The 25,893-nt window shown below is 72.8% G+C and carries 20 protein-coding genes; 17 read left to right on the top strand and 3 right to left on the bottom strand.

What is annotated here, in order from left to right; all coding sequences use genetic code 11:
• Window positions 1-16 precede the first annotated feature (16 nt).
• The 3 genes from ACWEEU_RS27025 (at window position 17) to ACWEEU_RS27015 (ending at window position 5,706) form a co-directional block, all read left to right on the top strand.
• Window positions 17-1,024, top strand: coding sequence for a methionine synthase (locus ACWEEU_RS27025; RefSeq protein WP_385744474.1), 1,008 nt, complete (start codon window positions 17-19; stop codon window positions 1,022-1,024).
• A gap of 15 nt (window positions 1,025-1,039) precedes the next feature.
• Window positions 1,040-3,235 (top strand): NAD-dependent DNA ligase LigA, encoded by a 2,196-nt coding sequence (ligA, locus tag ACWEEU_RS27020; protein ID WP_451735576.1) that lies wholly within the window; start codon window positions 1,040-1,042, stop codon window positions 3,233-3,235.
• A gap of 260 nt (window positions 3,236-3,495) precedes the next feature.
• Window positions 3,496-5,706, top strand: coding sequence for a putative bifunctional diguanylate cyclase/phosphodiesterase (locus ACWEEU_RS27015; protein ID WP_451735573.1), 2,211 nt, complete (start codon window positions 3,496-3,498; stop codon window positions 5,704-5,706).
• Between the two features lie 114 nt (window positions 5,707-5,820).
• Here ACWEEU_RS27015 and ACWEEU_RS27010 read toward each other — a convergent pair whose 3' ends face one another.
• Window positions 5,821-6,399 carry a TetR/AcrR family transcriptional regulator gene (locus ACWEEU_RS27010; protein WP_385744479.1) on the bottom strand — a complete coding sequence of 193 codons (579 nt, stop codon included), beginning with the start codon at window positions 6,397-6,399 and terminating at the stop codon, window positions 5,821-5,823.
• A 91-nt stretch (window positions 6,400-6,490) separates the two neighbouring features.
• Here ACWEEU_RS27010 and ACWEEU_RS27005 point away from each other — a divergent pair, with 91 nt between their 5' ends.
• The 11 genes from ACWEEU_RS27005 (at window position 6,491) to ACWEEU_RS26955 (ending at window position 16,926) form a co-directional block, all read left to right on the top strand.
• Window positions 6,491-6,862, top strand: a complete 372-nt coding sequence (locus ACWEEU_RS27005) for a DUF4267 domain-containing protein (protein WP_385744481.1) — start codon at window positions 6,491-6,493, stop codon at window positions 6,860-6,862.
• A 27-nt stretch (window positions 6,863-6,889) separates the two neighbouring features.
• Complete coding sequence (locus ACWEEU_RS27000) at window positions 6,890-7,384, top strand: cupin domain-containing protein (protein WP_451735569.1); 495 nt, start codon at window positions 6,890-6,892, stop codon at window positions 7,382-7,384.
• Window positions 7,385-7,498: 114 nt separating this feature from the next.
• On the top strand, window positions 7,499-7,795 hold the full coding sequence (gatC, locus tag ACWEEU_RS26995; protein ID WP_018531282.1) for an Asp-tRNA(Asn)/Glu-tRNA(Gln) amidotransferase subunit GatC: 297 nt from the start codon (window positions 7,499-7,501) through the stop codon (window positions 7,793-7,795).
• A gap of 6 nt (window positions 7,796-7,801) precedes the next feature.
• Entirely contained in the window at window positions 7,802-9,295 is a 1,494-nt protein-coding gene (gatA, locus tag ACWEEU_RS26990) for an Asp-tRNA(Asn)/Glu-tRNA(Gln) amidotransferase subunit GatA (RefSeq protein ID WP_385744485.1), read from the top strand.
• Window positions 9,292-9,531: a hypothetical protein gene (locus tag ACWEEU_RS26985; protein WP_385744487.1), complete on the top strand. Its 240-nt coding sequence runs from the start codon at window positions 9,292-9,294 to the stop codon at window positions 9,529-9,531. Before gatA ends, ACWEEU_RS26985 begins: the two co-directional genes overlap by 4 nt.
• Window positions 9,532-9,547: 16 nt before the next feature.
• Window positions 9,548-11,062 (top strand): Asp-tRNA(Asn)/Glu-tRNA(Gln) amidotransferase subunit GatB, encoded by a 1,515-nt coding sequence (gene gatB, locus ACWEEU_RS26980; RefSeq protein ID WP_385744489.1) that lies wholly within the window; start codon window positions 9,548-9,550, stop codon window positions 11,060-11,062.
• A gap of 497 nt (window positions 11,063-11,559) precedes the next feature.
• Window positions 11,560-12,003 carry a hypothetical protein gene (locus ACWEEU_RS26975; RefSeq protein ID WP_451735565.1) on the top strand — a complete coding sequence of 148 codons (444 nt, stop codon included), beginning with the start codon at window positions 11,560-11,562 and terminating at the stop codon, window positions 12,001-12,003.
• Window positions 12,004-12,120: 117 nt separating this feature from the next.
• A complete protein-coding gene (locus ACWEEU_RS26970; RefSeq protein ID WP_451735562.1) occupies window positions 12,121-12,696 on the top strand; it encodes a GNAT family N-acetyltransferase in 576 nt (191 codons plus the stop codon).
• 35 nt (window positions 12,697-12,731) lie between these two features.
• On the top strand, window positions 12,732-13,310 hold the full coding sequence (locus ACWEEU_RS26965; protein WP_385744494.1) for a hypothetical protein: 579 nt from the start codon (window positions 12,732-12,734) through the stop codon (window positions 13,308-13,310).
• A 209-nt stretch (window positions 13,311-13,519) separates the two neighbouring features.
• The gene (locus ACWEEU_RS26960; RefSeq protein WP_451735559.1) at window positions 13,520-13,762 is read left to right on the top strand and encodes a hypothetical protein; all 243 of its coding nucleotides are present in this window, start codon (window positions 13,520-13,522) and stop codon (window positions 13,760-13,762) included.
• A gap of 104 nt (window positions 13,763-13,866) precedes the next feature.
• Entirely contained in the window at window positions 13,867-16,926 is a 3,060-nt protein-coding gene (locus ACWEEU_RS26955; RefSeq protein ID WP_451735651.1) for a helix-turn-helix transcriptional regulator, read from the top strand.
• A 45-nt stretch (window positions 16,927-16,971) separates the two neighbouring features.
• Here the strand turns inward: ACWEEU_RS26955 and ACWEEU_RS26950 are convergent, their stop codons facing one another.
• Together ACWEEU_RS26950 and ACWEEU_RS26945 are read right to left on the bottom strand one after the other, a co-directional pair.
• Complete coding sequence (locus tag ACWEEU_RS26950; protein WP_451735648.1) at window positions 16,972-18,105, bottom strand: PQQ-dependent sugar dehydrogenase; 1,134 nt, start codon at window positions 18,103-18,105, stop codon at window positions 16,972-16,974.
• Window positions 18,106-18,260: 155 nt separating this feature from the next.
• Window positions 18,261-19,262, bottom strand: coding sequence for an aldo/keto reductase (locus ACWEEU_RS26945; protein ID WP_385744498.1), 1,002 nt, complete (start codon window positions 19,260-19,262; stop codon window positions 18,261-18,263).
• Between the two features lie 129 nt (window positions 19,263-19,391).
• On the opposite strand from ACWEEU_RS26945, the gene ACWEEU_RS26940 reads away from it, so the two are divergent.
• The 3 genes from ACWEEU_RS26940 to ACWEEU_RS26930 all read left to right on the top strand — a co-directional run bounded on the left by ACWEEU_RS26940 (window position 19,392) and on the right by ACWEEU_RS26930 (window position 25,881).
• Window positions 19,392-20,360 carry a 2-hydroxyacid dehydrogenase gene (locus ACWEEU_RS26940; RefSeq protein WP_451735556.1) on the top strand — a complete coding sequence of 323 codons (969 nt, stop codon included), beginning with the start codon at window positions 19,392-19,394 and terminating at the stop codon, window positions 20,358-20,360.
• 408 nt (window positions 20,361-20,768) lie between these two features.
• Window positions 20,769-23,786 (top strand): putative bifunctional diguanylate cyclase/phosphodiesterase, encoded by a 3,018-nt coding sequence (locus ACWEEU_RS26935; protein WP_451735554.1) that lies wholly within the window; start codon window positions 20,769-20,771, stop codon window positions 23,784-23,786.
• Between the two features lie 244 nt (window positions 23,787-24,030).
• Window positions 24,031-25,881: an acetolactate synthase large subunit gene (locus ACWEEU_RS26930; RefSeq protein WP_385744503.1), complete on the top strand. Its 1,851-nt coding sequence runs from the start codon at window positions 24,031-24,033 to the stop codon at window positions 25,879-25,881.
• Window positions 25,882-25,893 lie beyond the last annotated feature (12 nt).

The following is a 25,893-nucleotide window of genomic DNA, read 5'->3' as shown; positions in this document are numbered from 1 at the left end:
GGCATACCCTGCCGGGGTGAGTGAGAGAGCTGAGTTCACCTTCCCGGCCGCCACCGGCGTCGGTTCGATGCCCGGCGGGGACGCGCGCGAGGCCGCCAAGACGGTCACCGGCAGCCTGGAGGACTTCCCGTACCTGGCCGAACTGCCCGCGCGCGGCCCCGGCGCCGACATGATCGGCCGCACCGCCGGGATGCTCGTCGAGCTGTACGCGCGCGTGGAGCCCAGCGGCTGGCGCCTGTCGGACCACCCCGGGCGCGACACCCGGCGCGCGCATGCCTGGCTGCGCGAGGACCTCGACGCCCTGGAGGAGTTCACCCAGGGCTACGAGGGCGACGTCAAGGTGCAGGCGGTCGGCCCCTGGACGCTGGCCGCCGCCCTGGAACTGCGCAACGGCGAGGCCGTGCTCTCCGACCCCGGCGCCTGCCGCGACCTCACCGCCTCCCTCACCGAGGGACTGCGCCTCCACCTCGCCGACGTGCGCCGCCGCATCCCGGGCGCCCGCGTCGTCCTCCAGCTCGACGAGCCCTCCCTGACGGCCGTGCTGCGCGGGCAGATCCGTACCGCCAGCGGCTACCGCACCCACCGCGCCGCCGACCGGCAGGTCGTGGAGTCCGCCCTGCGCGACGTGCTCGGCGCGAACGCGGGCGCCCCCACCCTCGTCCACTCCTGCGCCCCCGACGTGCCCTTCGCGCTGCTGCGCCGCGCGGGCGTGGACGCCGTCTCCTTCGACTTCGCCCTTCTCACCGAGCGTGACGACGACGCGATCGGCGAGGCCGTCGAGGCGGGCACCCGGCTGTTCGCCGGTGTCGTGCCCGGCACGGACGCCGCGTTGTCAGACCCTGCCGGTAGCGTCATGGGTGTCAGGACGCTGTGGCGCAGGCTGGGGCTGCGTCCGGGGCTGCTCGCGGAGGCGGTCACGGTCACGCCCACGTGCGGTCTGGCGGGTGCTTCCCCCGCCTATGCCCGCACCGCGCTCGCCCACTGCGTCCGGGCGGCGAGATCCCTCGCGGACAACCCTGAGTAACGGGAGGACAACACGGTGGCCGGCGACAAGCAAGCGGTGACGACAACGGTGCCCGCCGAGGCGCGCGAGCGGCACGGGCGGCTCGCGGAGCAGGTCGAGGAGCACCGCTTCCGGTACTACGTGAAGGACGCTCCCGTCGTCAGCGACGCGGAGTTCGACAAGCTCCTGAAGACCCTGGAGGCCCTGGAGGAGGAGTACCCGGAGCTGCGCACCCCGGACTCGCCCACCCAGAAGGTCGCCGGGTCCTACGAGACCGAGTTCACCGCGGTCGCCCACCGCGAGCGGATGCTCTCCCTCGACAACGCCTTCGACGACGAGGAGCTGGCCACCTGGGCCGACCGCGTCCGGCGCGAACTGGGCGACCAGGACTACCACTTCCTGTGCGAGCTGAAGGTCGACGGACTCGCCGTCAACCTCACCTACGAGCACGGCCGCCTCACCCGCGCCGCCACCCGGGGCGACGGCCGCACCGGCGAGGACATCACGCCCAACGTCCGCACCATCGCCGACATCCCCGACCGCCTGCACGGCGACAAGGTGCCCGACCTCGTGGAGATCCGCGGCGAGGTCTACTTCCCGATGAACCGCTTCCTGGAACTCAACGAACGTCTGGTCGCCGCCGGGGACAAGCCCTTCGCCAACCCGCGCAACGCGGCGGCCGGTTCGCTGCGCCAGAAGGACCCGCGCGTCACCGCCACCCGCCCGCTGCACATGGTCGTCCACGGCATCGGCGCCCTGGAGGGGTTCAGCGGACTGACCCGGCTGTCCGAGGCGTACGACCTGCTCAAGACCTGGGGCCTGCCCACCTCCTCGCACAACCGCGTGGTCGACGACCTCGACGGCGTACGGGAGTTCATCGCGTACTACGGCGAGAACCGCCACTCGGTGGAGCACGAGATCGACGGCGTCGTCGTCAAGCTCGACGAGATCCGCCTCCAGGGCCGCCTCGGCTCCACCGCGCGCGCCCCACGCTGGGCCATCGCGTACAAGTACGCGCCGGAGGAGGTCAACACCAAGCTGGTCGACATCAAGGTCGGCGTGGGCCGCACCGGACGCGTCACCCCCTACGCCCAGGTCGAGCCGGTCAAGGTCGCGGGCAGCGAGGTCGAGTTCGCCACCCTGCACAACCAGGAGGTCGTCAAGGCCAAGGGCGTGCTCATCGGCGACACCGTGGTGCTGCGCAAGGCCGGTGACGTCATCCCCGAGATCCTCGGCCCGGTGGTCGACCTGCGCGACGGCAGCGAACGGGAGTTCGTGATGCCGGCGAACTGCCCCGAGTGCGGCACCCCGCTGCGCGCCATGAAGGAGGGCGACATCGACCTCCGCTGCCCCAACGCGCGCACCTGCCCGGCCCAGTTGAGAGAGCGCGTGGCCTATCTCGCGGGGCGCGAGTGCCTGGACATCGAGCACTTCGGGGGCGTCGCCGCCGCAGCCCTCACCCGGCCTCTCGAGCCCGCCGAGCCGCCGCTGGTGGACGAGGGCGACCTGTTCGACCTGACGGTGGAGAAGCTGCTCCCCATCAAGGCGTACGTCCTCGACCCCGACAGCGGGCTGCCCAAGCGCGACCCGAAGACCGGCGAGGAGAAGGTCGTCACCGTCTTCGCCAACCAGAAGGGCGAGCCGAAGAAGAACACCCTCTCGCTCCTGGAGCACATCGAGGCGGCCAAGCAGCGTCCGCTCGCCCGCTTCATCAACGGCCTGTCGATCCGTCACGTCGGCCCCGTCGCCGCACAGGCGCTCGCCCGCGAGTTCCGTTCCATCGACCGCATCGAGGCGGCCACGGAGGAGGAGCTGGCCGCCACCGACGGCGTCGGCCCCATCATCGCCGCCGCGCTCAAGGAGTGGTTCGCCGAGGACTGGCACCGCGAGATCGTGCGCAAGTGGAAGGCGGCCGGAGTCCCGCTCGAAGAGGAGGCCGGCGGAGAGGAGGAGGGCCCGCGCCCGCTCGAAGGACTCACCGTCGTCGTCACCGGCACCCTGGAGAACTTCACCCGCGACGGCGCCAAGGAGGCCCTCCAGACCCGGGGCGCGAAGGTGACCGGATCGGTGTCCAAGAAGACCTCGTTCGTGGTCGTCGGCGACAACCCCGGCTCCAAGTACGACAAGGCGATGCAGCTCAAGGTGCCCGTCCTGGACGAGGACGGCTTCACCGTCCTGCTGGACAGCGGCCCCGACGCGGCGGCCGAAGTCGCCCTGGCGACCGAGGAGTAGCGGTTGAAGGCCACCCGATCGACGCATATCAGATGCATACGGGTGGCCCGGCCGCATTCGGGCAACCGTCCACGACCGCTGCCCGAGGAAGCCCTTGGCGGCCTACTGTTGAGGTGTGCGCCCGCCGTGCCCAGCCGCGGCCGGGGCATCTCCGAGGCCGTCGGCCGGCCCGGGGGAGGGCTGTACACCGCCGGGCCGCCGATGGCCGACGGCCATCGAGCCGCGTGGCGTGGGCACCGCCGGCTGTGAGAGGGACGGGAATGGAACCGACCGAGAGCGTTGCCCCGGACTCACGGCGGCCGCGCCGCCGTCCGGGCGCGTGGCGGGGGAACCGGTGGACGGGACAGAGCGGCGACCGCACCGGTCCCCGCACCCCGGCACCCCTCGCCGTCCAGACCCGAACTCCCGCACTCCCGGCGCCCCTCGGCACACCGGCCCCCTCCTGGCTGAGGCGACTGCGGTCGCTGCCCGCACTCGTGGTCGCCGCCGCCGCGCTGACGCTCACCGGCGGTCTCGCCGCCGCCTTCGCCGAGGGCCACGCCCTCTTCCCGAGCGGCACGGCAGGCTGGGCGCTCGCCCTGCTCACCGGCGTCATCGTCGGACACCTCGTCATGCTGGGCCGCGCCCGCTGGTGGGGCGGCACCGGCTCCGGCGCCGCCCTCACCCTCGCCGTCCTGCTGCTCTACGGCTGGATACCCGCGGCCCTGGTCAGCCTCACCGTCGTCGTCCTGGTCGGCGTCGCCCGGCGACAGCGACCGCGCCAGGGCCTGCTGCACGGCGCGGTGGACATCCTCGGCATCGGGGCGGGCGCCCTGGTGCTCGGCGCGTTCGGCCGGGTGCCCACCGTCGAACGCCCCTGGGGGATGGGCGGCTGGGGCATCGGCACCGTCCCCGAGACCGTCCTCGCGGCCGCCGCCTATCTCGTCGTCGGTCGCGGTCTGCTCTGGTACCTGCGCGCCCCGCGCGGGCGTGGGCTCCCGACCATCGCCCGCAGCGCCCTGGTCAGACAGGGGCTGGTCGCGGTGGCCCTGCTCGGCATCGCCCCGCTGGTGTGCGTGGTCGCGGACGCCCAGCCGGTGCTGCTGCCGCTGTTCGCCGTCCCGCTGATCGCGCTGGACTCCGCGCTGTGGATGGCCCGTGCGCGCGCCGAGGAGCAGTTGCGCGACCCGCTGACCGGACTGCCCAACCGGCAGTGGCTGCTGGAGCGCATCTGGACCGCGCTGGACGACGCCGAACGCATCGGGGCGCGCTCCGCGCTCCTCCTGATCGACCTCGACCGGTTCCGGTCCGTCAACGACACCCTCGGTCATCTCGCCGGGGACCGGTTACTGCTGCAGATCGCCGAACGGCTGCGGCACGCCCTGCCGCGCGGGGCGGAGGCCGCGCGGCTCGGCGGGGACGAGTTCGCCGTCCTGCTGCCCGTGGCCGACTCCACCACCTCGGCCACCCGGATCGCCCGCGGCCTGGTCACCACGCTCAGCTCCCCGCTCGACCTCGACGGCCTCACTCTCGTCCTGGAGGCCAGCGCGGGTGTCGCCCTCTTCCCCGACCACGCCCTGGACGCCGAGGGGATGCTGCGCCGCGCCGACGTGGCGATGTACCAGGCGAAGCGGGACCGCTCCGGCGTCGAGGCGTACGAGTCCAAGCGGGACTCCAACACCCCCGACCGGCTCGCCCTCCTCGGCGATCTGCGCCGCGCCCTGGACGCCCACGAAGTGCAGTTGCACTACCAGCCCAAGGTCCGCTTCGACGGACAGGTCGCCGGTCTGGAGGCACTGGTGCGCTGGGTGCACCCGGAGCGCGGAAAGGTTCCGCCGGACGAGTTCATCGCCATCGCCGAGACCTCCGGGCTGATGCCGCTGCTCACCGAGTACGTCCTGGAGACCGCGCTCGGCCAGGTCGCCCGCTGGCGCGAGCAGGGGCTGCGAGTGCCGGTCGCCGTCAACGTCTCGCCGCGCGACGTCCACTCGCCCGGGTTCGCCGGGTCGGTCGCCGCCCGGCTCGCCCGGCACGGCGTCCCCGCGGGAGCGCTCCAACTGGAGATCACCGAGCACGTGCTGCTGGAGGACCCGACCCGGGCCGCCGACACGCTCGCCGCGCTCACGGGCCACGGGGTGAAGATGTCGCTCGACGACTTCGGCACCGGGTACTCGTCGCTCGTCCATCTGCGACGGCTGCCCGTCAGCGAACTCAAGATCGACCGGTCCTTCGTGGCGCGGCTCGCGGTGGACGCCGAGGACGCGGAGATCGTGCGGTGCACGGTGGACCTGGCGCACTCGCTCGGGCTCGTGGTCGTCGCCGAGGGCGTGGAGGACGACGAGACCTGGGAGCGGTTGCGGGATCTGGGGTGCGACGCGGTGCAGGGGTGGCTGGTCGCGGCCGCCATGCCTCCGGAGGAAACCACCGCCTGGCTGCGGGCTCGGGGGTCTCGGGGGTGGCGGTCGCCTGCGGCGCTTCCGGCCGGGGAGTAGGGGGCGTTCTCGCCGTTGGCGGGTGCCGGTCCGTCGGGGCTGGTCGCGCTCACGCGACGGCAGCCGCATGTCGGCGCAGCCCCGCGCCCCTTGGGGAGTTGCCCTGCTCCCTGTTCAGTTCTTCGTGAAGTGGTTGATCAACAGGTTCAGCCGCGTTGCCTGTGCCTCCTCGGGCAGGCGGCCGCTGCGCATCAGCGTGACCAGGCCGTGCAGGGCTGCCCAGTAGGTCTCCGTGAGGAGGCCCCGGTCCTCGTTCTTCCCCGCCGTCGGTTCCACCGCCTGGAACAGTTCACCGAACGCCTCCTGGAGCGGCGCCGGGGCTTCCGGAGTGGCGAACGGCAGGTCCACCGGGTGGGTGAAGATCGCGTCGTAGAGGGCGGGCCTGCGGTGGGCGAAGTCGGTGTACGCCTGGCCCACGGCCGCCAGCGCATCCTTCGGGCCCGCCGCCTTCGTGCGGGCGGCTCGCAGCTCCGCCGCCAGTTCCACACAGCCCTCGACCGCGACCGCGGCCATGATCGCGTCCTTGCCCTTGAAGTGGCTGTAGAGGACCGGCTGGCTGTACTCGATCTCGGCGGCCAGGCGGCGGGTGGTGACCGCGTCCCAGCCCTCGGCCTCGGCCAGTTCCCGTGCGGCGGTGACGATCAGCCGCTCGCGCTCCGCTCGTTCGCGCTCCCGGCGCGTCTGGATCGACATGGTTCGGATTCTAGCAGCGCTAGTATTTCTGCTCCCGCTCTGTTAGCTTCGCTATTACTGCTAGCGTTGCTAGAAATCAGGGGGAGAAGACATGCTCGTCACCGCGTACACCCTGGCCGTCGTGCTCGACCTGTTCTGCGTGTTCCTCGGCTACCGCTTCCTGTTCCAGCCCGCCTCCGCCGCCGCCGGCTACGGCGTCCCCGCCCGGCCCGAGGGCGACGCGGGGGCCTATCTCTCGGTCAAAGGGCTGAGGGACGGCACCTTCGGCCTGGTCGGTCTCGCGCTGCTCTTCTTCGCCGGGGCGAGTGCCGAGGCCTGGTTCATGCTCTGCGTCGCCCTCGTCCCGCTCGGCGACACGCTGATCGTCCTGCGCAACGGGGGTACGAGGGCCGTCGCCTTCGGGATCCACTTCGCCACCGCCGTGGTCGTCCTGATCAGTGCCGCCCTGCTCTTCGCCGTCTGATCGTCACCATCGTCACAGGGGGAACCCATGTCGCTGTTCGTGCCGAAGTTCGACGACACCGTGCTCGTCCGGGACGCCGACGCCGAAGTGGTGGGCGGTGATCCCGCAGGGATCAGGCTGCTGGCCGACAGCAGCGCCAGCGGGGGCGCGCTGTCCACCGTGCGCGTCACCCTCGCGGAAGGGGCCGACGGAGCCCGTCCGCACGTTCACCACCGCTCCGCCGAGATGTTCTATCTGCTGGACGGCGTCGCCGAGGTCCTCTCCGGGGACGAGGTCGTGACCGCCGAGCGTGGTGATCTGATCATCGTCCCGCCGGACCGCCCCCATGCCTTCGCCGCCGTCCCCGGCTCCGGGGCCGATCTCCTGATCGTCATCACCCCCGGAGTGGAGCGCTTCGAGTACTTCCGTCACCTCCAGCGCGTCCGCCTCGGCGAGCTGACCCCGGAGAGCCTGCTGGAGGTGCAGGAGCGGTACGACAACCACTTCCTGCGGAGCGAGGTGTGGGAGGACCGGCGCCGCTGAGCGGGGGGTGTGTGGAGCCGTGGGGCGCGGCCCAGGGAAACCGTTTCACGGGTACCCGGGCCCGCCCCATAGGATTGGGCCAAAGCACACACACTCACCCCAGAGGATCGCTGAATGCCTGGCATCACGCGCGAGGAGGTCGCCCACCTCGCCCGGCTGGCGCGTCTGGAGCTGAAGCCCGAAGAGCTCGACCACTTCGCGGGCCAGCTCGACGACATCATCGGCGCGGTCGCCCGCGTCAGCGAGGTCGCCGACCAAGACGTACCGCCGACCTCGCACCCGCTCCCGCTGACGAACGTCATGCGCGCGGACGAGGTCCGTCCCTCGCTCACCCCCGAGCAGGCGCTCTCCGGCGCCCCCGCCCAGGAGCAGCAGCGTTTCAAGGTGCCGCAGATCCTGGGGGAGGACTAAGAAGTCATGACCGACATCATCAAGCTCACGGCCGCCGAGATCGCCGAGAAGATCGCCTCCGGCGAGATCACGGCCGTCGAGGTCACCGAGGCCCACCTGGCCCGCATCGACGCCGTCGACGAGAAGGTGCACGCCTTCCTGCACGTCGACCGCGAGGGCGCGCTCGCCCAGGCCCGCGCCGTGGACGAGAAGCGCGCCCGCGGCGAGAAGCTCGGCCCGCTGGCCGGCGTCCCGCTCGCGCTCAAGGACATCTTCACCACCGAGGGCGTGCCGACCACCGTCGGCTCCAAGATCCTCGAGGGCTGGATCCCGCCGTACGACGCGACGCTGACCAAGCGTCTCAAGGACGCCGACGTCGTCATCCTCGGCAAGACCAACATGGACGAGTTCGCCATGGGGTCCTCCACCGAGAACAGCGCCTACGGCCCGACCGGCAACCCCTGGGACCTCACCAAGATCCCCGGCGGCTCCGGCGGCGGCTCCTCCGCCGCGCTCGCCTCCTTCGAGGCCCCGCTCGCCATCGGCACCGACACCGGCGGCTCCATCCGCCAGCCGGCCGCCGTCACCGGCACCGTCGGCGTCAAGCCGACGTACGGCTCGGTCTCCCGCTACGGCATGGTGGCCTTCTCCTCCTCCCTCGACCAGGGCGGCCCCTGTGCCCGTACGGTCCTGGACGCGGCCCTGCTGCACGAGGTCATCGCCGGTCACGACCCGCTGGACTCCACCTCCGTCGACGCGCCGGTCCCGCCGGTCGTCGAGGCCGCGCGCAACGGCTCGGTCGCAGGGATGCGGGTCGGCGTCGTCAAGCAGTTCCGCGGCGAGGGCTACCAGGCCGGTGTCCTCCAGCGCTTCGACGAGTCCGTCGAGCTGCTCAAGGAGCTGGGCGCCGAGATCGTCGAGCTGGACTGCCCGTCCTTCGACCTCGCGCTGTCGGCGTACTACCTGATCGCGCCGTCCGAGTGCTCCTCCAACCTCGCCCGCTTCGACGGCCTGCGCTACGGCCGCCGCGTCGGCGACGACGGCACCCACTCCGCCGAGGAGGTCACCTCCCTCACCCGTGAGGCGGGCTTCGGCGACGAGGTCAAGCGCCGCATCATGCTCGGCACGTACGCCCTCTCCAGCGGCTACTACGACGCCTACTACGGCTCCGCGCAGAAGGTCCGCACCCTCATCACGCGGGACTTCGAGAAGGCCTTCGAGCAGGTCGACGTGATCGTCTCCCCGACGACCCCGACCACCGCCTTCGCGATCGGCGAGCGCGCCGACGACCCGATGGCGATGTACCTCGCGGACCTGTGCACCATCCCGACGAACCTCGCGGGCAACGCGGCCATGTCGCTGCCCTGCGGTCTCGCCCCGGAGGACAACCTCCCGGTGGGCCTGCAGATCATCGCCCCGGCGATGAAGGACGACAGGCTGTACAAGGTCGGCGCCGCCGTCGAGGCCGCCTTCGTGGAAAGGTGGGGGCACCCGCTCATCGAGGAGGCACCGTCGCTGTGAGTGCACTGAACAAGGCCAAGGGCTTCAAGCAGTCGAGGTCCGGCACGTACCTGTCCATGGCGGGGACCGCGTTCAGCGCGGTCGGTGTCGCCAAGCAGATCAGGAAGGCCCGCGCCGAGCAGGACACGCTGCGCCTGATCGACGCCGCCGTGTCCGCCGTCGCCATCGTCACCGGACTCGCCATCCTCTACCGCGAGCTGAAGCGGCTGGGCGACGACGACGTCCTGCTGGGCTGAGAGGGAAGTTTTCACCGTGACCACCACGACCGACCTGGTGTCGTACGAGGACGCTCTGGCGTCGTACGACCCCGTCATGGGCCTTGAGGTCCATGTCGAACTCGGCACCAACACCAAGATGTTCTGCGGGTGTTCGACCGAGCTGGGGGCCGACCCCAACTCGCAGACGTGCCCCGTGTGCCTCGGCCTGCCCGGCGCGCTCCCGGTCGTCAACGCGACCGGCGTCGAGTCCGCCATCAAGATCGGCCTCGCGCTGAACTGCTCGATCGCCGAGTGGTGCCGCTTCGCCCGGAAGAACTACTTCTATCCGGACATGCCGAAGAACTTCCAGACCTCCCAGTACGACGAGCCGATCGCCTTCGACGGTTACCTCGACGTGCAGTTGGAGGACGGCGAGACCTTCCGCGTGGAGATCGAGCGCGCCCACATGGAGGAGGACACCGGCAAGTCGACGCACGTCGGCGGCGCCACCGGCCGTATCCACGGCGCGTCCCACTCCCTGCTCGACTACAACCGCGCGGGCATCCCGCTCATCGAGATCGTCACCAAGCCCATCGTGGGCGCGGGCGAGCGGGCCCCCGAGGTCGCGCGCGCCTACGTCCGCGAGCTGCGTGAGGTCATCCGTGCCCTCGGCGTGTCCGAGGCCCGCATGGAGATGGGCCAGATGCGCTGCGACGTCAACCTGTCGCTGATGCCCAAGGGCGCCGACAAGTTCGGCACGCGCTCCGAGACGAAGAACGTCAACTCGCTGCGCTCGGTCGAGCGTGCGGCCCGGTTCGAGATCATGCGCCACGCGGCCGTGCTCAACGCCGGTGGCACGATCGTCCAGGAGACCCGCCACTTCCACGAGGACACGGGGTCCACGACCTCGGGCCGCGTGAAGGAGGAGGCCGAGGACTACCGGTACTTCCCGGAGCCCGACCTCGTCCCGGTGGCGCCCTCGCGCGAGTGGGTCGAGGAGATCCGCGCCGCGCTGCCCGAGCTGCCGCTGGCGCGCCGCACCCGCCTGCTTGCGGAGTGGGGCATCTCGGCCACCGACATGCAGTCGATCACCAACGCCGGTGCGCTGGACCTGATCGTCGCCACCATCGACGCCGGTGCCGACGCGGCCTCCGCGCGCAAGTGGTGGATGGGCGAGCTGGCGCGCAGCGCCAACGAGTCGGGCACGTCCCTGGACGAGCTGGCGATCACCCCGGAGCAGGTCGCGCGGGTGACCGCGCTGGTCAACGCCGGTGATCTGAACGACAAGCTGGCCCGCCAGGTCATCGAGGGCGTCCTCGCGGGCGAGGGCACCCCGGACGAGGTCGTCGACAAGCGCGGTCTGAAGGTCGTCTCCGACGACTCCGCGCTCGGTACGGCCGTGGACGAGGCCATCGCCGGGAACCCGGGCATCGCGGACAAGATCCGCGGTGGCAAGGTGGCGGCGGCCGGCGCGCTGGTCGGCGCGGTCATGAAGGCCACCCGTGGCCAGGCCGACGCGGCCCGCGTCAAGGAGCTGATCCTGGAGAGGCTGGGCGTGAGCGAGGGCTGAGCCCCGCACACAACCGGTCGTGGCCCCGCAGGACTTCGTGTCCCGCGGGGCCACGCTCTTGTGTACCCGGGGGGCGCTTCCACATGCGCCGCCCCATGATCCGGCGAAGCCCGGCAGCTCGTCCTCGTCGGCGCTGAGCAGATCCACGCCGTCGCGCGAGGCACCGGTGCGGGTCCAGTTCCGGCGCCACGAAGCGGGGGAGGGGAAGCCCCAGTACCCGGACTCCCCGTGGGCGGCGGCGAGTGACGGGGCGGCTCGGTGTCCTTCAGCTCCGCGCAGGGACGGGACGACGACGCCGATCCGGCGGCCCGGTCTCGACAAGGGCAGCTCGTGCGCCTCGGCGTGCACGGGCGGAACCCGGCTGGGGACGCCCGCCTCCGCGACGGGCGAGTTCGTCGGAGCTCTGTGGATTTCCGGTCACGAACGACCAGCGACAGCACCCTTACGGGCAGCCCCGCACCCGGATTGATCCGGGCGAGGCGCTACGCTCGCGCGGCATGAGTGGACGTACCGATTCCGGCACCGCACCCGTCACCGCCGAACGGGACGACCTCGCGCAGGGCACGGGGGACGGAGACGAGGAGACGGCGGGTGCGGACGCCGCGGGCTTCGAGGGGGACGGCGCGGGTGACGCGGCCGGTGCGGACGACGCCGACGACGCCGACCGGGATGGCGACGGCCCGGACGACGAGTACGACGACGCCCGGCGCGCCCGCTGGGCCTCCGTCCTCACCGGTGCCGTGCTCTGCGCCGCCGGTGTCGGGGCCGCGCTGTTCCGGCTGAGCGGGGGCGAGCCCGCGCTGGTGCCCGCCGCCTACGGCCTCGGTGCCGCCGTGTGCGCCCTCGCGGGCTTCCTCGGCTCCCGGGGCCGTACCCGCCGCGCGCTGTGGCTCCTGGTGGCCGGGACGATGATCATGGCGCTCGGCGACCAGTTCGACTGAGGCGTCCGGTTCGGCAGGGGACGGGCCGGTTCGGCGGGGGTGTGAACGGGCGGTGTGAAAAGCTCGTCGCGGCCCGGGCCGGAGGAACGCCGGGGACTGCGGAAGGAAGCGGAGCAGATGTACGCGACATCCCTCGGTGACGACGGCGCCGAACTGAGGCCCATGGAGGTCTGGCACGCGGAGGCCATGTTCGCCGCCATCGACGGCGCGCGGGACTTCATCGGTCGGTACGTCGGCCTGCCGGACGCGGTTCCCGACCTGGACGGCGCCCGCGCCTATCTGAAGCGGTACGCCGACAAGCGCGCCACCGACAGCGGCAGCCTGCACGGCATATGGCTGGACGGCAAGCTGGTCGGCGGCCTGCTCTTCCGCATCTGGGACACGGAGACGGGCACCTGCGAGGCCGGTTGCTGGCTGGTGCCGCAGGCGGCCGGGCGCGGGCTCGTCACGCGCGGGATGCGGGTGCTCCTCGACTGGGCGTTCGACGAGCGCGGGATGCACCGCGTCGAGTGGCAGGTCGCACCCGCGAACCAGCCGAGCGTCAACGTGGCCCGGCGCCTGGGCATGACCCGCGAGGGCGTGCTGCGCGAGAACTTCCCCCATCGGGGTGTCCGGCAGGACACCGAGATCTGGGCGGTGCTCGCCCCGGAGTGGCGTGCGGCACGCGCGAGCGCGGCGCACAGCGATCGTTAAGACGACTCTCAGACTCCGTCCGTACGGTGCCGGGCATGGCTACGAAGACAGACGTCACCAAGACCGACGACGAGCGGGCACCGCAGGAGGTACCGGTGGCCGAGGCCCCCGAGAAGGAGGCCCCCGAGGCCGGCACCGGGCGGACCGAGCCGTCGGCCGAGGAGCACGAGGAGCGCGAGGAGACCTTCGCCGAGGACGACGACTCCGCGCCCCGTGAGAAGTCCGGCGTCGGGCAGGGCGCCGCCGCCGTGGTCTCCGCCGCCCTCGGCCTGGTCTCGCTCAACGGCGGCTGGATCGGCACGCTGGCCTCGGCCCGCGCGCAGCTCATCGGCCAGCTCAAGACCTCGTCCACCGCGGGCGTCTCCCAGCAGATCAAGGCGGTCTACGGCGACGCCTGGCACGCCACCGCGCTGTGGGCCGGTCTGTTCGCGATCGCCGCGCTGGTCACCGGCGTGGTCGTCCTGGTCCGGCCCGCCTTCGGAGCGCCCGGCCGGCCGCAGGCCCCCTGGATCAAGTCGGTGGCCTGGGCGGGTGTCTCGCTCGGCGTCATCGGCCTGCTGCTCGCGGTGCTGAAGTACTCCGACGCCCTGCTCGGCCTGCCCTCGGCGAGCTGACCCGGCTCATCCTCAGGGGGCCTCAGAGAGTCCCCGGAGTGTCCTCAGGGCCTCCGGCGAGTCTCTGAGGCCCCCTTATGCGTGCCCGGGGCGGGGTCGGCCCCGCCAAGATGCGGAAGTCGCCCGATGCCGGGCCGCCCCCTGGGAGCGGAGGGTGGAGTCCTCGCGAGAAGCGAGCGACCCGAACCGCAATCCCAGGAGGACATGCCATGTTCGCTTACGACGACTACCACCGGCTGCGCTCGGCCGAGCTGCGCCGCACGGCCGAACGGGACCGGCTGGTCCGCGAGGCGGTGCGCACGGCCCGTGAGACGCGGCGAGCCGGGGGGCGCGGCGCGGGCGCCCGCCAGGACGGTACGGAGGCCGAGTCGCATACCGGCGGTCCCGGGCGCTCGGGTGGTCCGGGGTGCTCGGGAGGTCCGGAGCGGCGCCGGTTCACGCGCGCGGCGTGAGGAACGCGTCGGTGAGCTCCGTCTCGGCGTCGAAGACGGGTGGTGGTACGACGATCACACCAGCCCTGTGGAAAACTCCCGCCGTCACCTCCCCGCCCCGTGCGATGCTCGGGCACGTGGAAACCAGGTCCGTCAGTCCCGTGTTCGTCGGCCGCGCCGACGAGTTGGACACCTTGAGAGACGCGCTCGCCCGCGCCGCCCAGGGAGAGCCGCAGGCGCTGCTGCTCGGCGGTGAGGCGGGGGTCGGCAAGACCCGTCTCACCGAGGAGTTCGGCGCCCTCGCGGCCGCCCGGGGGGCGGTCGTCGCGCGGGGCGGCTGCGTGGAGATCGGCGCGGACGGGCTGCCGTTCGCCCCCTTCTCCGGCGCGCTGCGCACCCTGCGCGCGGCGCTGCCCGACCCCTTCGCCGACGCGGCGAACGGGCAGGAGGCGGAACTGGCCCGACTGCTGCCGGAGTTGGGCGAGAGCGCGGCGGCACACCGGCCCGACGAACGGGGCACGGCCCGGCTGTTCGAGCTGACCGCCCGGCTCCTGGAGCGGGTCTCCGCCGAGCGCACCGTGGTGCTGGTCCTGGAGGACCTGCACTGGGCCGACACCGCCACCCGCCATCTCCTCGCCTACCTCTTCCGCACCCTGCGCACCGGCCGTGTCCTGCTCCTGGCCACCTACCGCTCCGACGACATCCACCGCCGCCACCCCATGCGCCCCCTGCTGGCCGAGCTGGACCGGCTGCGCACCGTCCGCCGCCTCGAACTCGCCCGCCTCACCCGCGAGGAGGTCGGCCGCCAGATCGCCGGCATCCTCGCCGCCGAACCCGACCCACGCCAGGTCGACGCCATCTTCGAACGCTCCGACGGCAACGCCTTCTTCGTGGAGGAGCTGGCCGTCGCGGGCTGCGAGGGCTGCGGCACCGGACTCACCGACTCCCTGCGCGATCTCCTCCTGGTCCGCGTCGAGGCGCTGCCCGAGAGCGCGCAGCGGGTCGTCCGGATCGTCGCCGAGGGCGGCTCCACGGTGGAGCACCGGCTCATCGCCGCCGTCGCCCGGCTCGCCGAGGACGATCTCATCGAGGCTCTGCGCGCCGCTGTCGGCGCCCACATCCTCATCCCCGACCCGGACGGCGACGGCTACCGCTTCCGCCACTCCCTGGTCCGCGAGGCCGTCGCCGACGACCTGCTGCCCGGCGAACGCTCCCGGCTCAACCGCCGCTACGCGGAAGCCCTGGAGGCCGATCCCGGACTCGTCCCGGCCGACGCCCGCCTGCTGCGCCTGGCGGGGTACTGGTACCACGCCCACGACCCGGCCAAGGCGCTGCCCGCCGTCCTCGACGCCGCCGTCGTCGCCCGCCGCAGGCACGCCTACACCGAGCAACTGCGCCTCCTGGAACGGGCGACGGCCCTGTGGGACACCGCCCCCGACGAGATCCGCGCCGCCCTGCGCCCCCTCGACTGCGTGGACGTCTACCCGGCCCCCGCGCTCCCGCCCGGGGAACCCGGCCGTCCGGCCGCCCCGCTGCGCTACGTCGACCTGCTCGCGGAGGCCGTGGTGGCGGGGAACTTCGGCGGTGAGCGCGAACGCGCGCTGAAGATCTGCAAACGCGCCCTGCGGCTCCTGGAGGACGAACCCGATCCCCTGCGCGCCGCCTGGTTCTGGGTGCAGCGCTCGCGACTGGTCCAGGCGCTGGCCCGGGGCGACGGCCGGCGCGAACTGGCCACCGCCCAGGACCTGGTGCGCGGTCTGCCGCCCTCCGAGATGCACGCCGAGGTGCTGACTCTCGTCGCCGGCTGGTCCATGCTGCACGACCCGGGCCCGGACGCCTTCGCCGCCGCCAAGCGGGCCGTGGAGTACGCCCGCATGGTCGGCGCCCGCGAGATCGAGCTGCACGCCCGGCTCACCCTGGGCAGCCTCATGATCGACGCGGGCGGCATCGAAGCCGGGCTCGCCGAGCTGCGCCAGGTCAGCGCGGACGCGCTCGCGGAGGGCGTGACCGAGGTGGCCCGCCGCGCCTACATCAACCTGCCCGCCGTCCTGCTGAACCTCGGGCGCCAGCGGGAGGCAGAACCCCTGCTGCGCGAGGGACTCGAGTTCGCCCGCCGCTCCGGACCGCGCGATCCGCAGGCGTGGATGTGGGGCAACCTCGCCGACACGCTGTACGCCCTCGGCCACTGGACCGAGGCGGCCGAAGCGGCAGGGCGTGCCCTGCGCACCGGCACCAGTGCCCGGCCCCAGGGCGGCGGCGCGCTGAGCCTCGCCCGGTTCGCGCTGTCCCGGGGCGACAGCGCGGCGGCGTCCCGGCACCTGGCCGTCGCCCGCGAGCGCTACGGCACGCAGGACCCGATGCCCCAGCAATGGCTGCCCGTCGCCCGGGTCGCCCTCGGGGTCGCCGCCGCGGAGGGCCGGTTCGAGGACGCCCGCGCCGAACTGCGTACGGCACTGGAGCGCGGGGTGCCCACCGGCGCCCACCGGGACGCCTGGCCGCTGCTGCGGGCCGCCGCCACGACCGAGGCCGACCTGCGCACCCTGCCCGCAGCCGAGCCCGGCCGCGCCGCGCACCTGGCCCTGCTCCGTGAGACCGTGCGCACCATGCCGACCGGCATCCCGCTCTGGCGGGCGTACGAGGAGTGGACCCGCGCCGAGCTGCTGCGCGCCGAGGACCGGGCGACGGCCGCCGTCTGGTCGCCGGTGGCCGGCGCCTTCGAGTGCCTGGACCGGCCCTACGACCTCGCCCGGGTCCGGTACCGGCTGGCCGAGGCGCTGCTCGCGGAGGGCGGCGAGGACGAGCGGGACCGGGCGGTGGAGCTGCTGCGGCTGTGCGCGGCGGTCGCCGGCCATCTGGGTGCCCGTCCGCTGGCCGAAGCGGTCGCCCGGCTCGTCCGCCGCGCCCGGCTCACCCTGGCCCGCGTTCCGAAGCAGGCCCTCGCCGTCGCGGACCCGGCCGCCGCCCTCGGCCTCACCGAACGGGAGCGGGACGTGCTCCGCCTGGTCTCGGCCGGGCGCACCAACCGGCAGATAGCCGAGGAGCTGTTCATCTCCCCGAAGACGGCGAGCGTGCACGTCTCCAACATCCTCGCGAAGCTGGGGGTGTCGAGCCGGGGCGAGGCGGCGGCGCTGGCCCACCGGCTGGAGCTGTTCCCGCCGGGCGAGGAGCGGCTGGTGGCGGGGTGAGGGGCGGCTCACGGACAGATCCGCTGTCGCCCTGCCGAGTGGCCGTCAGCTCACACGCAGCTCCAGGAGCCGGTCGTCGCCCTTCTTCGGGTCCCCGCGTCCGTCGGTGTTGCTGGTGAGCAGCCAGAGGCGGTCGCCGCCGGCCGGGACCACCGTGCGCAGGCGGCCGTACGTGCCGTCGAGGAACGCCTGGGGCGGCGCCGAGGCGGCGGTGCCGCGCAGCGGGACACGCCACAGGCGCTCGCCCCTGAGCCCGGCCATCCAGATCACGCCGTTCACATAGGCGATGCCGCTGGGGGACGCCTGGTCGGTGTGCCACTGGGCGAGCGGGCTGGTGAACCGCTTGTCGTCGGACCTGCCCTCGGCGTCGGGCCAGCCGTAGTTCCCGCCCGGGGCGATCGCGTTCAGCTCGTCCCAGGTGTCCTGGCCGAACTCCGAGGCGAAGAGCCGCTGCCGGGAGTCCCACGCGAGACCCTGCACATTGCGGTGGCCGTAGGAGTACACGGGCGAGTGCGGGAAGGGGTTGCCGGGTGCCGGATCGCCCTCCGGGGAGAGACGGAGGATCTTGCCGCCGAGTGAGGCGCGGTCCTGGGCGAGGCCGCCGCTGCCGCTCTCGCCGGTGCCCGCGTACAGCATCCCGTCCGGTCCGAAGGCGATGCGGCCGCCGTTGTGGATGCGGCCCTTGGGGATGCCCTTGAACACCGTGTCCGGGGCGCCCAGTTGCTCGCCGGACGGCTTGTTCTCGTCGTAGCGCACGCGGACGATGCGGTTGTCGGAGGCCGAGGTGAAGTAGGCGTACACCATGTGGTCCGAGGCGAAGTCCGGGGACAGGGCGATGCCCAGCAGACCGCCCTCCCCGTCGGGGGAGACCCCGGAGATCCGGCCCAGTTCGGTCTTCATGCCGGTCTTCGGGTCGATCCGGGTGAGCGTGGCGTCGTCCCGGGAGGACACCAGCAGATCTCCGCCGGGCAGCGGCGCGAGTCCCCACGGGGTGTGCAGCCCGTCGGCCACCGTCCGCAGCACCTTCACCGATCCCTTGGCGGCGGGAGCTGCCGGGGACGCGGTGTCCGTGGCCACCCCGCCGGGCGTGGTGCTCCGCCCGCCGTCGACCGCCCCGCCACCGTCGCCGGAACAGCCCGCCACAAGCAACAGTGTCGTCGTCGCCAGCACCGCCGGCAGGATTCGGCTTCGCACGATCAAGGTCCTCTCGGAGCGCCGGCCGTGGAACAGCTACCCGTCCGAGACGGAAACGTACCGGGTAGCCCCACCCGTTCCCGAAGCCCACCGTCCGGAGTACGGGATTCCCTCCTGGACCTGCCCCAGGCCCCCGCGGGTCAGTCCCACACCCCCCGCACGCCGGGCGCACCCGAAAGCTCCGCCACATCCTCCGCCGTCAGCCGCAGCTCCGCCGCCCCCGCGTTCTCCTCCGCCCAGTGGGCGTGTTTCGTGCCGGGCAGGGCGATCACATGGCGCCCCCGCGACAGGACCCAGGCCAGGGCCACCTGGGCCGGGGTGACGTCGGGGCCGTGGCGGCGGGCCACCCGGCGCAGGTCGGCCACGACGGGCTGGTGGGCGGCCATCATGTCGGCGGTGAAGCGGGGATGGCGGGCGCGGGCGTCGTCCGGTTCGAAGCCCTGGCCCGGGGTCAGGGTGCCGGTCAGGAAGCCGCTGCCCAGCGGCATCGCGGCGAGGAAGGCCACGCCCCGTGCCTCGCACCACGGCAGCAGGGAACGCAGCGCCTGCGGCGACCACACCGACAGCTCCGCCTGCACCGAGGCCACCGGGAACACCTGCTGCACGCGCCGGAGTTGGTCCAGCGTGGAGTCGTAGCGCCCGGCCCCGGAGCGTCGGGTGGCGCGCGGGCCCACCGCGCAGAGACCGAGCGCCCGCACCTTGCCGGCCCGTACCAGCTCGGACATCGCGCCCCAGGTCTCCTCGACGGGGACCTCGGGATCGGCGCGGTGCAACTGGTAGAGGTCGATCACGTCGGTCTGAAGGCGCCGCAGCGAGGCGTCACAGGCGCGTTTCACGTAGCCGGGGCGGCCGTTGGCCACGATGTGCCGGTCGCCGCCCACCAGCAGCCCCGCCTTGGTCGCCACGAAGGCGTCCGCGCGCCGCTCCTTCAGCACCCGCCCGAGCAGCAGCTCGTTGGTGAACGGGCCGTACATGTCCGCGGTGTCCAGGAAGTCCACGCCCAGGTCCAGCGCCCGGTGCACGGTGCGGAGCGACTCCTCGCCCCGCCGCCGCGAAGCGGTGTAGGCCCAGCTCATCGGCATGCATCCGAGCCCGACGGCCCCCGCGGCGAGGATCCCCGCGCCGATCGTCCTGCGCTCCACCTGCCCGCGAACCTCCCTTGCCCTCGCGCCCCAACCTAACCTCTGCCGCCCGCCCCGCAGGAATCGCCCTCCCGCCCACGACCACCCGAAACGCCCCGCGTCACGGCGAGGTGAATTAGCCTCCCGCACATGACCGACGACGTCTGGCTGCCCATTCCGCCCGAGAAGATCCGGGGACTCCCCGAGGGGTTCCGTTATCTCTTCTGGGACGGGGGCGAGAACGGCGAGCAGGAGTTCCCCGGCGATCCGGCCGACTGCGCGGTGTACGTCGTGCCGTATCTGCGCAGCGCGGCCGTCAAGCACCGCCCGCTGAAGGAGATGACCCGGCTGCGCCTGATCCAGACCCTCACCGCCGGGGTGGACGACATGATCCCGGCGCTCTCGGAGACCGGCCCCGGTGTTCACCTCTGCAACGCGCGCGGGGTGCACGAGACCAGCACCGCCGAGCTGACGCTCACCCTCACGCTGGCCGCGCTGCGCGGTGTCCCCGGCTTCGTCCGGGCCCAGGACGAGGAGCGCTGGCGGCCCGAGCCGAGGCCGTCGCTGGCCGACCGGACCGTGCTCGTCGTCGGGTACGGCGCCATCGGGGAAGCGATCGAGGACCGGCTCGTACCGTTCGAACCGGCGCGCGTGCTGCGCGTCGCGCGCTCCCAGCGCACCACCGAGCGCGGCCTCGTGCACCCGCTCACCGAACTGCCCGCGCTGCTCCCCGAGGCCGACGTGGTGATCCTCTCCACGCCGCTGACCGAGGAGACCCGGCACCTGGCCGACGCCGACTTCCTCGCCCGGATGAAGGACGGCGCCCTGCTGGTCAACGTCGCGCGCGGGCCCGTCGTCGACACCGACGCCCTGCTCACCGAGCTGGAGCGCGGACGGCTCACCGCCGCGCTCGACGTGACCGATCCCGAACCGCTGCCGCCGGGGCACCCGTTGTGGCGGGCACCTGGTGTGCTGATCAGTCCGCACGTGGGCGGAATGAGCTCCGCGTTCCCGCCGCGTGCCGAGCGACTGCTCGTGGACCAATTGAGCCGGTTCGTGAACCACGAGCCGCTGCGCAACGTGATCCTCACCACCGGCCCCGGTACCACCGGCGGTTGACCGGTCCGGGCACCCTCCGCGACCCTTCGGGCGCGGTCCGTGCCCGCATCGCCGCTGGTCGTCACGGAGAGTAGAGAAGCTATGTCCCTGAGTGACGATACTGGTGTATCGTCCCGACAGGGGCAGCGCCGCCGACCGTTCGGCGCCGGGGATGGACACTTCGGAATGGTGAGGGGGGCGACGGGCGATGCACGGCCTATGGACGAACGATCCGACGCGGCGAAGCCGCCGACGGCGACCCTGGCGCACGACCGCGCGCGGTCGCGGCCATCACACGAGCCATCACAGGCACCACGGCTCGCACCACGGCGCGAGGCCCGGCCCGCACCACAGGCCGGGCGCCCGCCGGAGGACCGTCCACCGTCCCCCCGCCGACCGGGGACCGGCAGCACGGAGCGGGAGGCCCCGGTGAACGCGCTTCCCTCGCTCACACCGACCGCGCTCGACGGGGCGCTGCGCGCGCCGGAGCCGCCCCAGGCCCCGAAGCCGGGCCCGCGGCCCGCCGCCGAGAGCTCCCGTCTGGCCCAGCAGCTCGTCCTCGCCCTGATCTGCGGCGCGTACGGCATCGGAGCCGCGCTGGACTGGGGCAGCAAGCAAGTCGCGCTGTTCATGGGCGACTTCGGCCTCGCCGCCGCCGCGGGCACCGCCGCGGTCTCCTGCTTCCTCTACGCCCGCAGCCCCGGGGTGCGCTTCCGCCCCGCCTGGCTGCTCTTCGCGCTCTCCTCCGCGATGGCCGCCCTCGGCAACGCGGTCTGGGGATGGTACGAGGTCGTTCTCGGCCGCGACGTGCCCAGTCCCAGCTACGCGGACCTGTTCTTCCTCTGCTTCGCGCCGCCCGCCATCGTGGGCCTGCTCGTCCTCGCCAAGCGCCCGCTCAACCGGGCGGGGTGGATCTGCCTCACCCTGGACGCCTGGCTGATCGGCGGCTCGCTGCTCACCCTGTCGTGGAGCCTCGCCCTCGCCCAGGCCGCCCGCTTCGACGGCCCGAGCGTCGCGCACACCGCGCTCTCGCTGGCGTACCCGCTGCTCGACATCGCGCTGGTCAGCATGGTGCTCGCGCTGCACTTCCGGCGCAGCCCCGGCAACCGCACGGCGGTGAACACGGCGATCGGCGCCCTCGCCCTCACGGTGATGTGCGACGCGCTGTTCACCTCGCCGCTGCTGCACAGCCACTACCGCTCGGGGCAGCTGCTCGACGCGGGCTGGTTCGCCGGCTCGCTGCTGCTCGCGTACGCCCCCTGGGCCGCCCCGAAGCAGCACGCGCACGACGTGCCGCCCCGCGCGGCCCGCGAGCGCGTGCCCGGGCCGCGCACCGGAGGCTCCGGCTGCCCGCCCGCACCGGACACCGAACAGGTCAGGTCTCCGGCGGGCCGCCCGATCGCCGGCTCCCTCGCCGCGCTGACGCCGTACCTCGCCGCCGCCGTGTGCACGCTCGGCATCCTGTACAACGTGCTCAACGGCCGCAGGCCCGACCACGTCGTGCTGATCACGGCCGGTGCCGTGGTCCTCGCCCTCGTCGTCCGCCAGGGCATCATGCTGCTCGACAACATCACCCTGGCCCAGGAACTGGCCCACAAGGAGAACCACTTCCGCTCCCTGGTGCAGGGCTCCAGCGACGTCATCATGATCGCCGCGCCGAGCGGCATCCTGCGGTACGTCTCCCCGGCCGCCGCCGGGGTCTACGGCCGCCCCGCCGAGGAACTCGTCGGCACCGAACTGGCCAAGCTCATCCACCCCGAGGACCTGGGCTGCGTCCTGCACGAGGTGCGCCGCTTCCTCGCCGCCAGCCCCGCGGACGAACCCACCACCCGCATCGAGTGCCGCTTCCGCTCCGGCGCCGGAGGATGGCTCAACGTGGAGTCGACGGTCAACCGGCACCACGGCGGCCTGATCTTCAACAGCCGCGACGTGACCGAACGCGTCCGGCTCCAGGCCCAGTTGCAGCACAACGCCGAGCACGATCCGCTCACCGACCTGCCCAACCGGGCCCTGTTCACCAGGCGCGTCCAGCAGGCCCTGTCCGGGCGCCGGGCCAGCGACCGGGGCGCCGCCCTGCGCGGCACCGCCGTGCTCTTCATCGACCTGGACGGCTTCAAGGCCGTCAACGACACCATCGGGCACCAGGCCGGGGACCAGCTCCTCGTCCAGGCCGCCCGCAGGCTGCACGAGGCGGTGCGCCAGTCGGACACCGCCTCCCGGCTCGGCGGCGACGAGTTCGCCGCCCTGATCACCGGCGACGGCACCCGCGACCGCGCCGCCCGGGAGCGGAACATCCTGGAGCTCGCCGACCGCCTCAGGACGACCCTCTCCCAGCCCTATCCCATCGACGGCAACGATGTCCGGGTCAACGCCTCCATCGGCGTCGCCTTCGCCGAGCCCGGCCTCGGCGCGGGCGAGCTGCTGCGCAACGCGGACCTCGCGATGTACCGCGCCAAGGCGGGCGGCAAGGGCCGCGTCGAGCTGTACCGGCCGCAGATGCAGCAGGACGTGGTCCGCAAGGCCGAGCTGGCCGGACGGCTGCGGGCCGCGCTGCACGACGGCGAGTTCGCGCTGCTGCACCAGCCGGTGGTGTGCCTGGAGAACGGCCGGATCGCCTCGGTCTCCACGCACGCGCGCTGGCGCTCCTCGCAGGGCGTGCTGTTCACCCCGGCCGAGTTCCTGCGGGTCGCGGACGACGGCGACAAGACGGCCGAGCTGGAGCGCTGGATACTCCGCGAGGCCGTGGAGCAGGCCGCCGAACGGGCCGCCGGGGGACTGGTCGTCCCGGTCGCGGTCCGGATGAGCGCCCGGCGGCTCCTGGACCGCTCGCTGCCGCCGCTCGGCACCATCGAGGCGCTGCTGACCCGGCACGGGCTCCCGCCCGGGGCGCTCGTGATCGAACTGTCCGACACCGATCCGCGGCTCTCCCTGGACGAGCTGGAGCGGCGGCTGACCGCCCTCAGCCGGCTCGGGGTGCGGATCGCGCTGGACGGCTTCGGCGGCGGCTGCGCGGCCTTCACCGCGCTGCGCAGGCTCCCGGTGGACATCCTCAAGCTCGACCGCGGGCTGGTCGAGGGCGTCGTGGAGTCCGCTCGGCTGCACAAGATCACCAGCGGGCTGCTGCGGATCGCGGGCGACCTCGGGCTCCAGTCCGTGGCCGAGGGCGTCGACCTGCCCGAACAGGTCGTCGCCCTGCGCGCGATGGGCTGCACGCACGGGCAGGGCATGGCGTTCGCGGGGCCGGTGGACGAGTACCGGCTGCGCCGCGCGCTGGCCGCCGGGCGCTACCCGGTGCCGCACGCCCCGGGCGAGCCGGTGCTGGCGGGCAAGGGCGTGGGCGCTAGTGCGAGCACGGCTGCCGGGGTGTACTCCGGAGGCATGTCCACGGTGATCGGCGGTACCACCACCCTCCGCCCACATAATGAGACGGCCGTCCCACCCACTTGACAGGCGGTGCGCGCCGGAGGGAGGGTCAATGCCATGCGCACCCGAATTCTCGTACTTGGACAGCGCGTCGGCTGAGCTGGGACGACCGGAGGACGATCCGGAAACCCCAGCGCCCCTCACCGACGCGCTCCCCTCGCTTGCCATCCCGGCACGAGGGGTTTTTTGTTGCACGAGTGCCCCTCGTGCGGCGCTCCAGCTCCGCTCAAACCTCGCAAAAACCCTCAGCATCGAGAAGAGAATGCCGATGACCGAGCAGGCCACCGGGGCCCACCATCCGCAGCCGCGGCCCCGATCCGGAGGGCAGCCCGTCGCCCCTGTCGAGCACGTCACGGGCGCCCAGTCGCTCGTGCGCTCGCTCGAGGAGGTCGGGGTCGACACCGTGTTCGGCATTCCCGGGGGCACTATCCTCCCCGCGTACGACCCGCTGATGGACTCCAAGCGGGTGCGCCATGTGCTGGTCCGCCACGAGCAGGGTGCGGGGCACGCGGCCACCGGCTACGCGCAGGCCACCGGCAAGGTCGGCGTCTGCATGGCTACTTCGGGGCCCGGCGCCACCAACCTGGTCACCCCGATCGCTGACGCGAACATGGACTCGGTGCCGCTGGTGGCGATCACCGGCCAGGTCGTCTCCAAGGCGATCGGCACGGACGCCTTCCAGGAGGCGGACATCGTCGGCATCACCATGCCGATCACCAAGCACAGCTTCCTGGTCACCAAGGCCGAGGACATCCCCCGGGTCATCGCGGAGGCGTTCCACATCGCCTCGACCGGCCGCCCGGGCCCGGTGCTCGTGGACATCCCGAAGGACGTGCTGCAGACGCGGACGACCTTCTCCTGGCCGCCGGTCACGGACCTGCCCGGCTACCGTCCGGTGACCAAGCCGCACGCCAAGCAGATCCGCGAGGCCGCCAAGCTGATCACCACCGCCAAGCGGCCCGTCCTCTACGTCGGCGGCGGCGTCCTCAAGGCGCGGGCCACCGCGGAGCTGAAGGTCCTCGCCGAGCTGACCGGCGCGCCCGTCACCACCACCCTGATGGCGCTCGGCGCGTTCCCCGACAGCCACCCGCTGCACGTGGGTATGCCGGGTATGCACGGTTCGGTCACCGCCGTCACCGCGCTGCAGAAGGCCGACCTGATCGTCGCCCTCGGCGCCCGCTTCGACGACCGCGTCACCGGCAAGCTCGACGGCTTCGCGCCGTACGCCAAGATCGTGCACGCCGACATCGACCCGGCCGAGATCGGCAAGAACCGCGAGGCCGACGTGCCGATCGTGGGCGACGCCCGCGAGGTCCTGGCCGACCTGGTGCAGGCCGTGCAGAAGGAGCACAGCGAGGGCAACCAGGGCGACTACACCGCCTGGTGGCGCGATCTGACCCGCTGGCGCGAGACCTACCCGCTGGGCTACGAGCGCCCCGAGGACGGCTCGCTCTCCCCGCAGGCCGTCATCGAGCGCATCGGTCAACTGGCTCCCGAAGACACGATCTTCGCGGCGGGTGTCGGCCAGCACCAGATGTGGGCCGCCCACTTCATCCAGTACGACAAGCCCGCGACCTGGCTCAACTCCGGCGGCGCCGGGACGATGGGCTACGCGGTCCCCGCCGCCATGGGCGCCAAGGCCGGACAGCCCGGCCGCACGGTCTGGGCCATCGACGGCGACGGCTGCTTCCAGATGACCAACCAGGAACTGACCACCTGCGCGCTGAACAACATCCCGATCAAGGTCGCCATCATCAACAACGGCGCCCTCGGCATGGTCCGCCAGTGGCAGACCCTGTTCTACAACCAGCGCTACTCCAACACCGTCCTGCACTCCGGCCCCGAGGACGTCAACCCCGAGGCCCGGGGCACCCGCGTGCCGGACTTCGTGAAGCTGTCCGAGGCCATGGGCTGCGTGGGCCTGCGCTGCGAGCGCCCCGAGGACCTGGACAAGGTCATCGAGGAGGCCAACGCCATCACCGACCGCCCCGTGGTCGTGGACTTCATCGTCCACGAGGACGCCATGGTGTGGCCGATGGTCGCCGCAGGCACCACCAACGACGAGATCATGGCCGCCCGTGACGTCCGCCCCGACTTCGGCGACGGCGCGGACGACTGAGCGAGAGAGACG

The organism is Streptomyces sp. NPDC005004, from assembly GCF_053600675.1.
The sequence above is the reverse complement of the archived record's forward strand: the minus strand, read 5'-3'. Positions and strand labels throughout refer to the sequence as shown.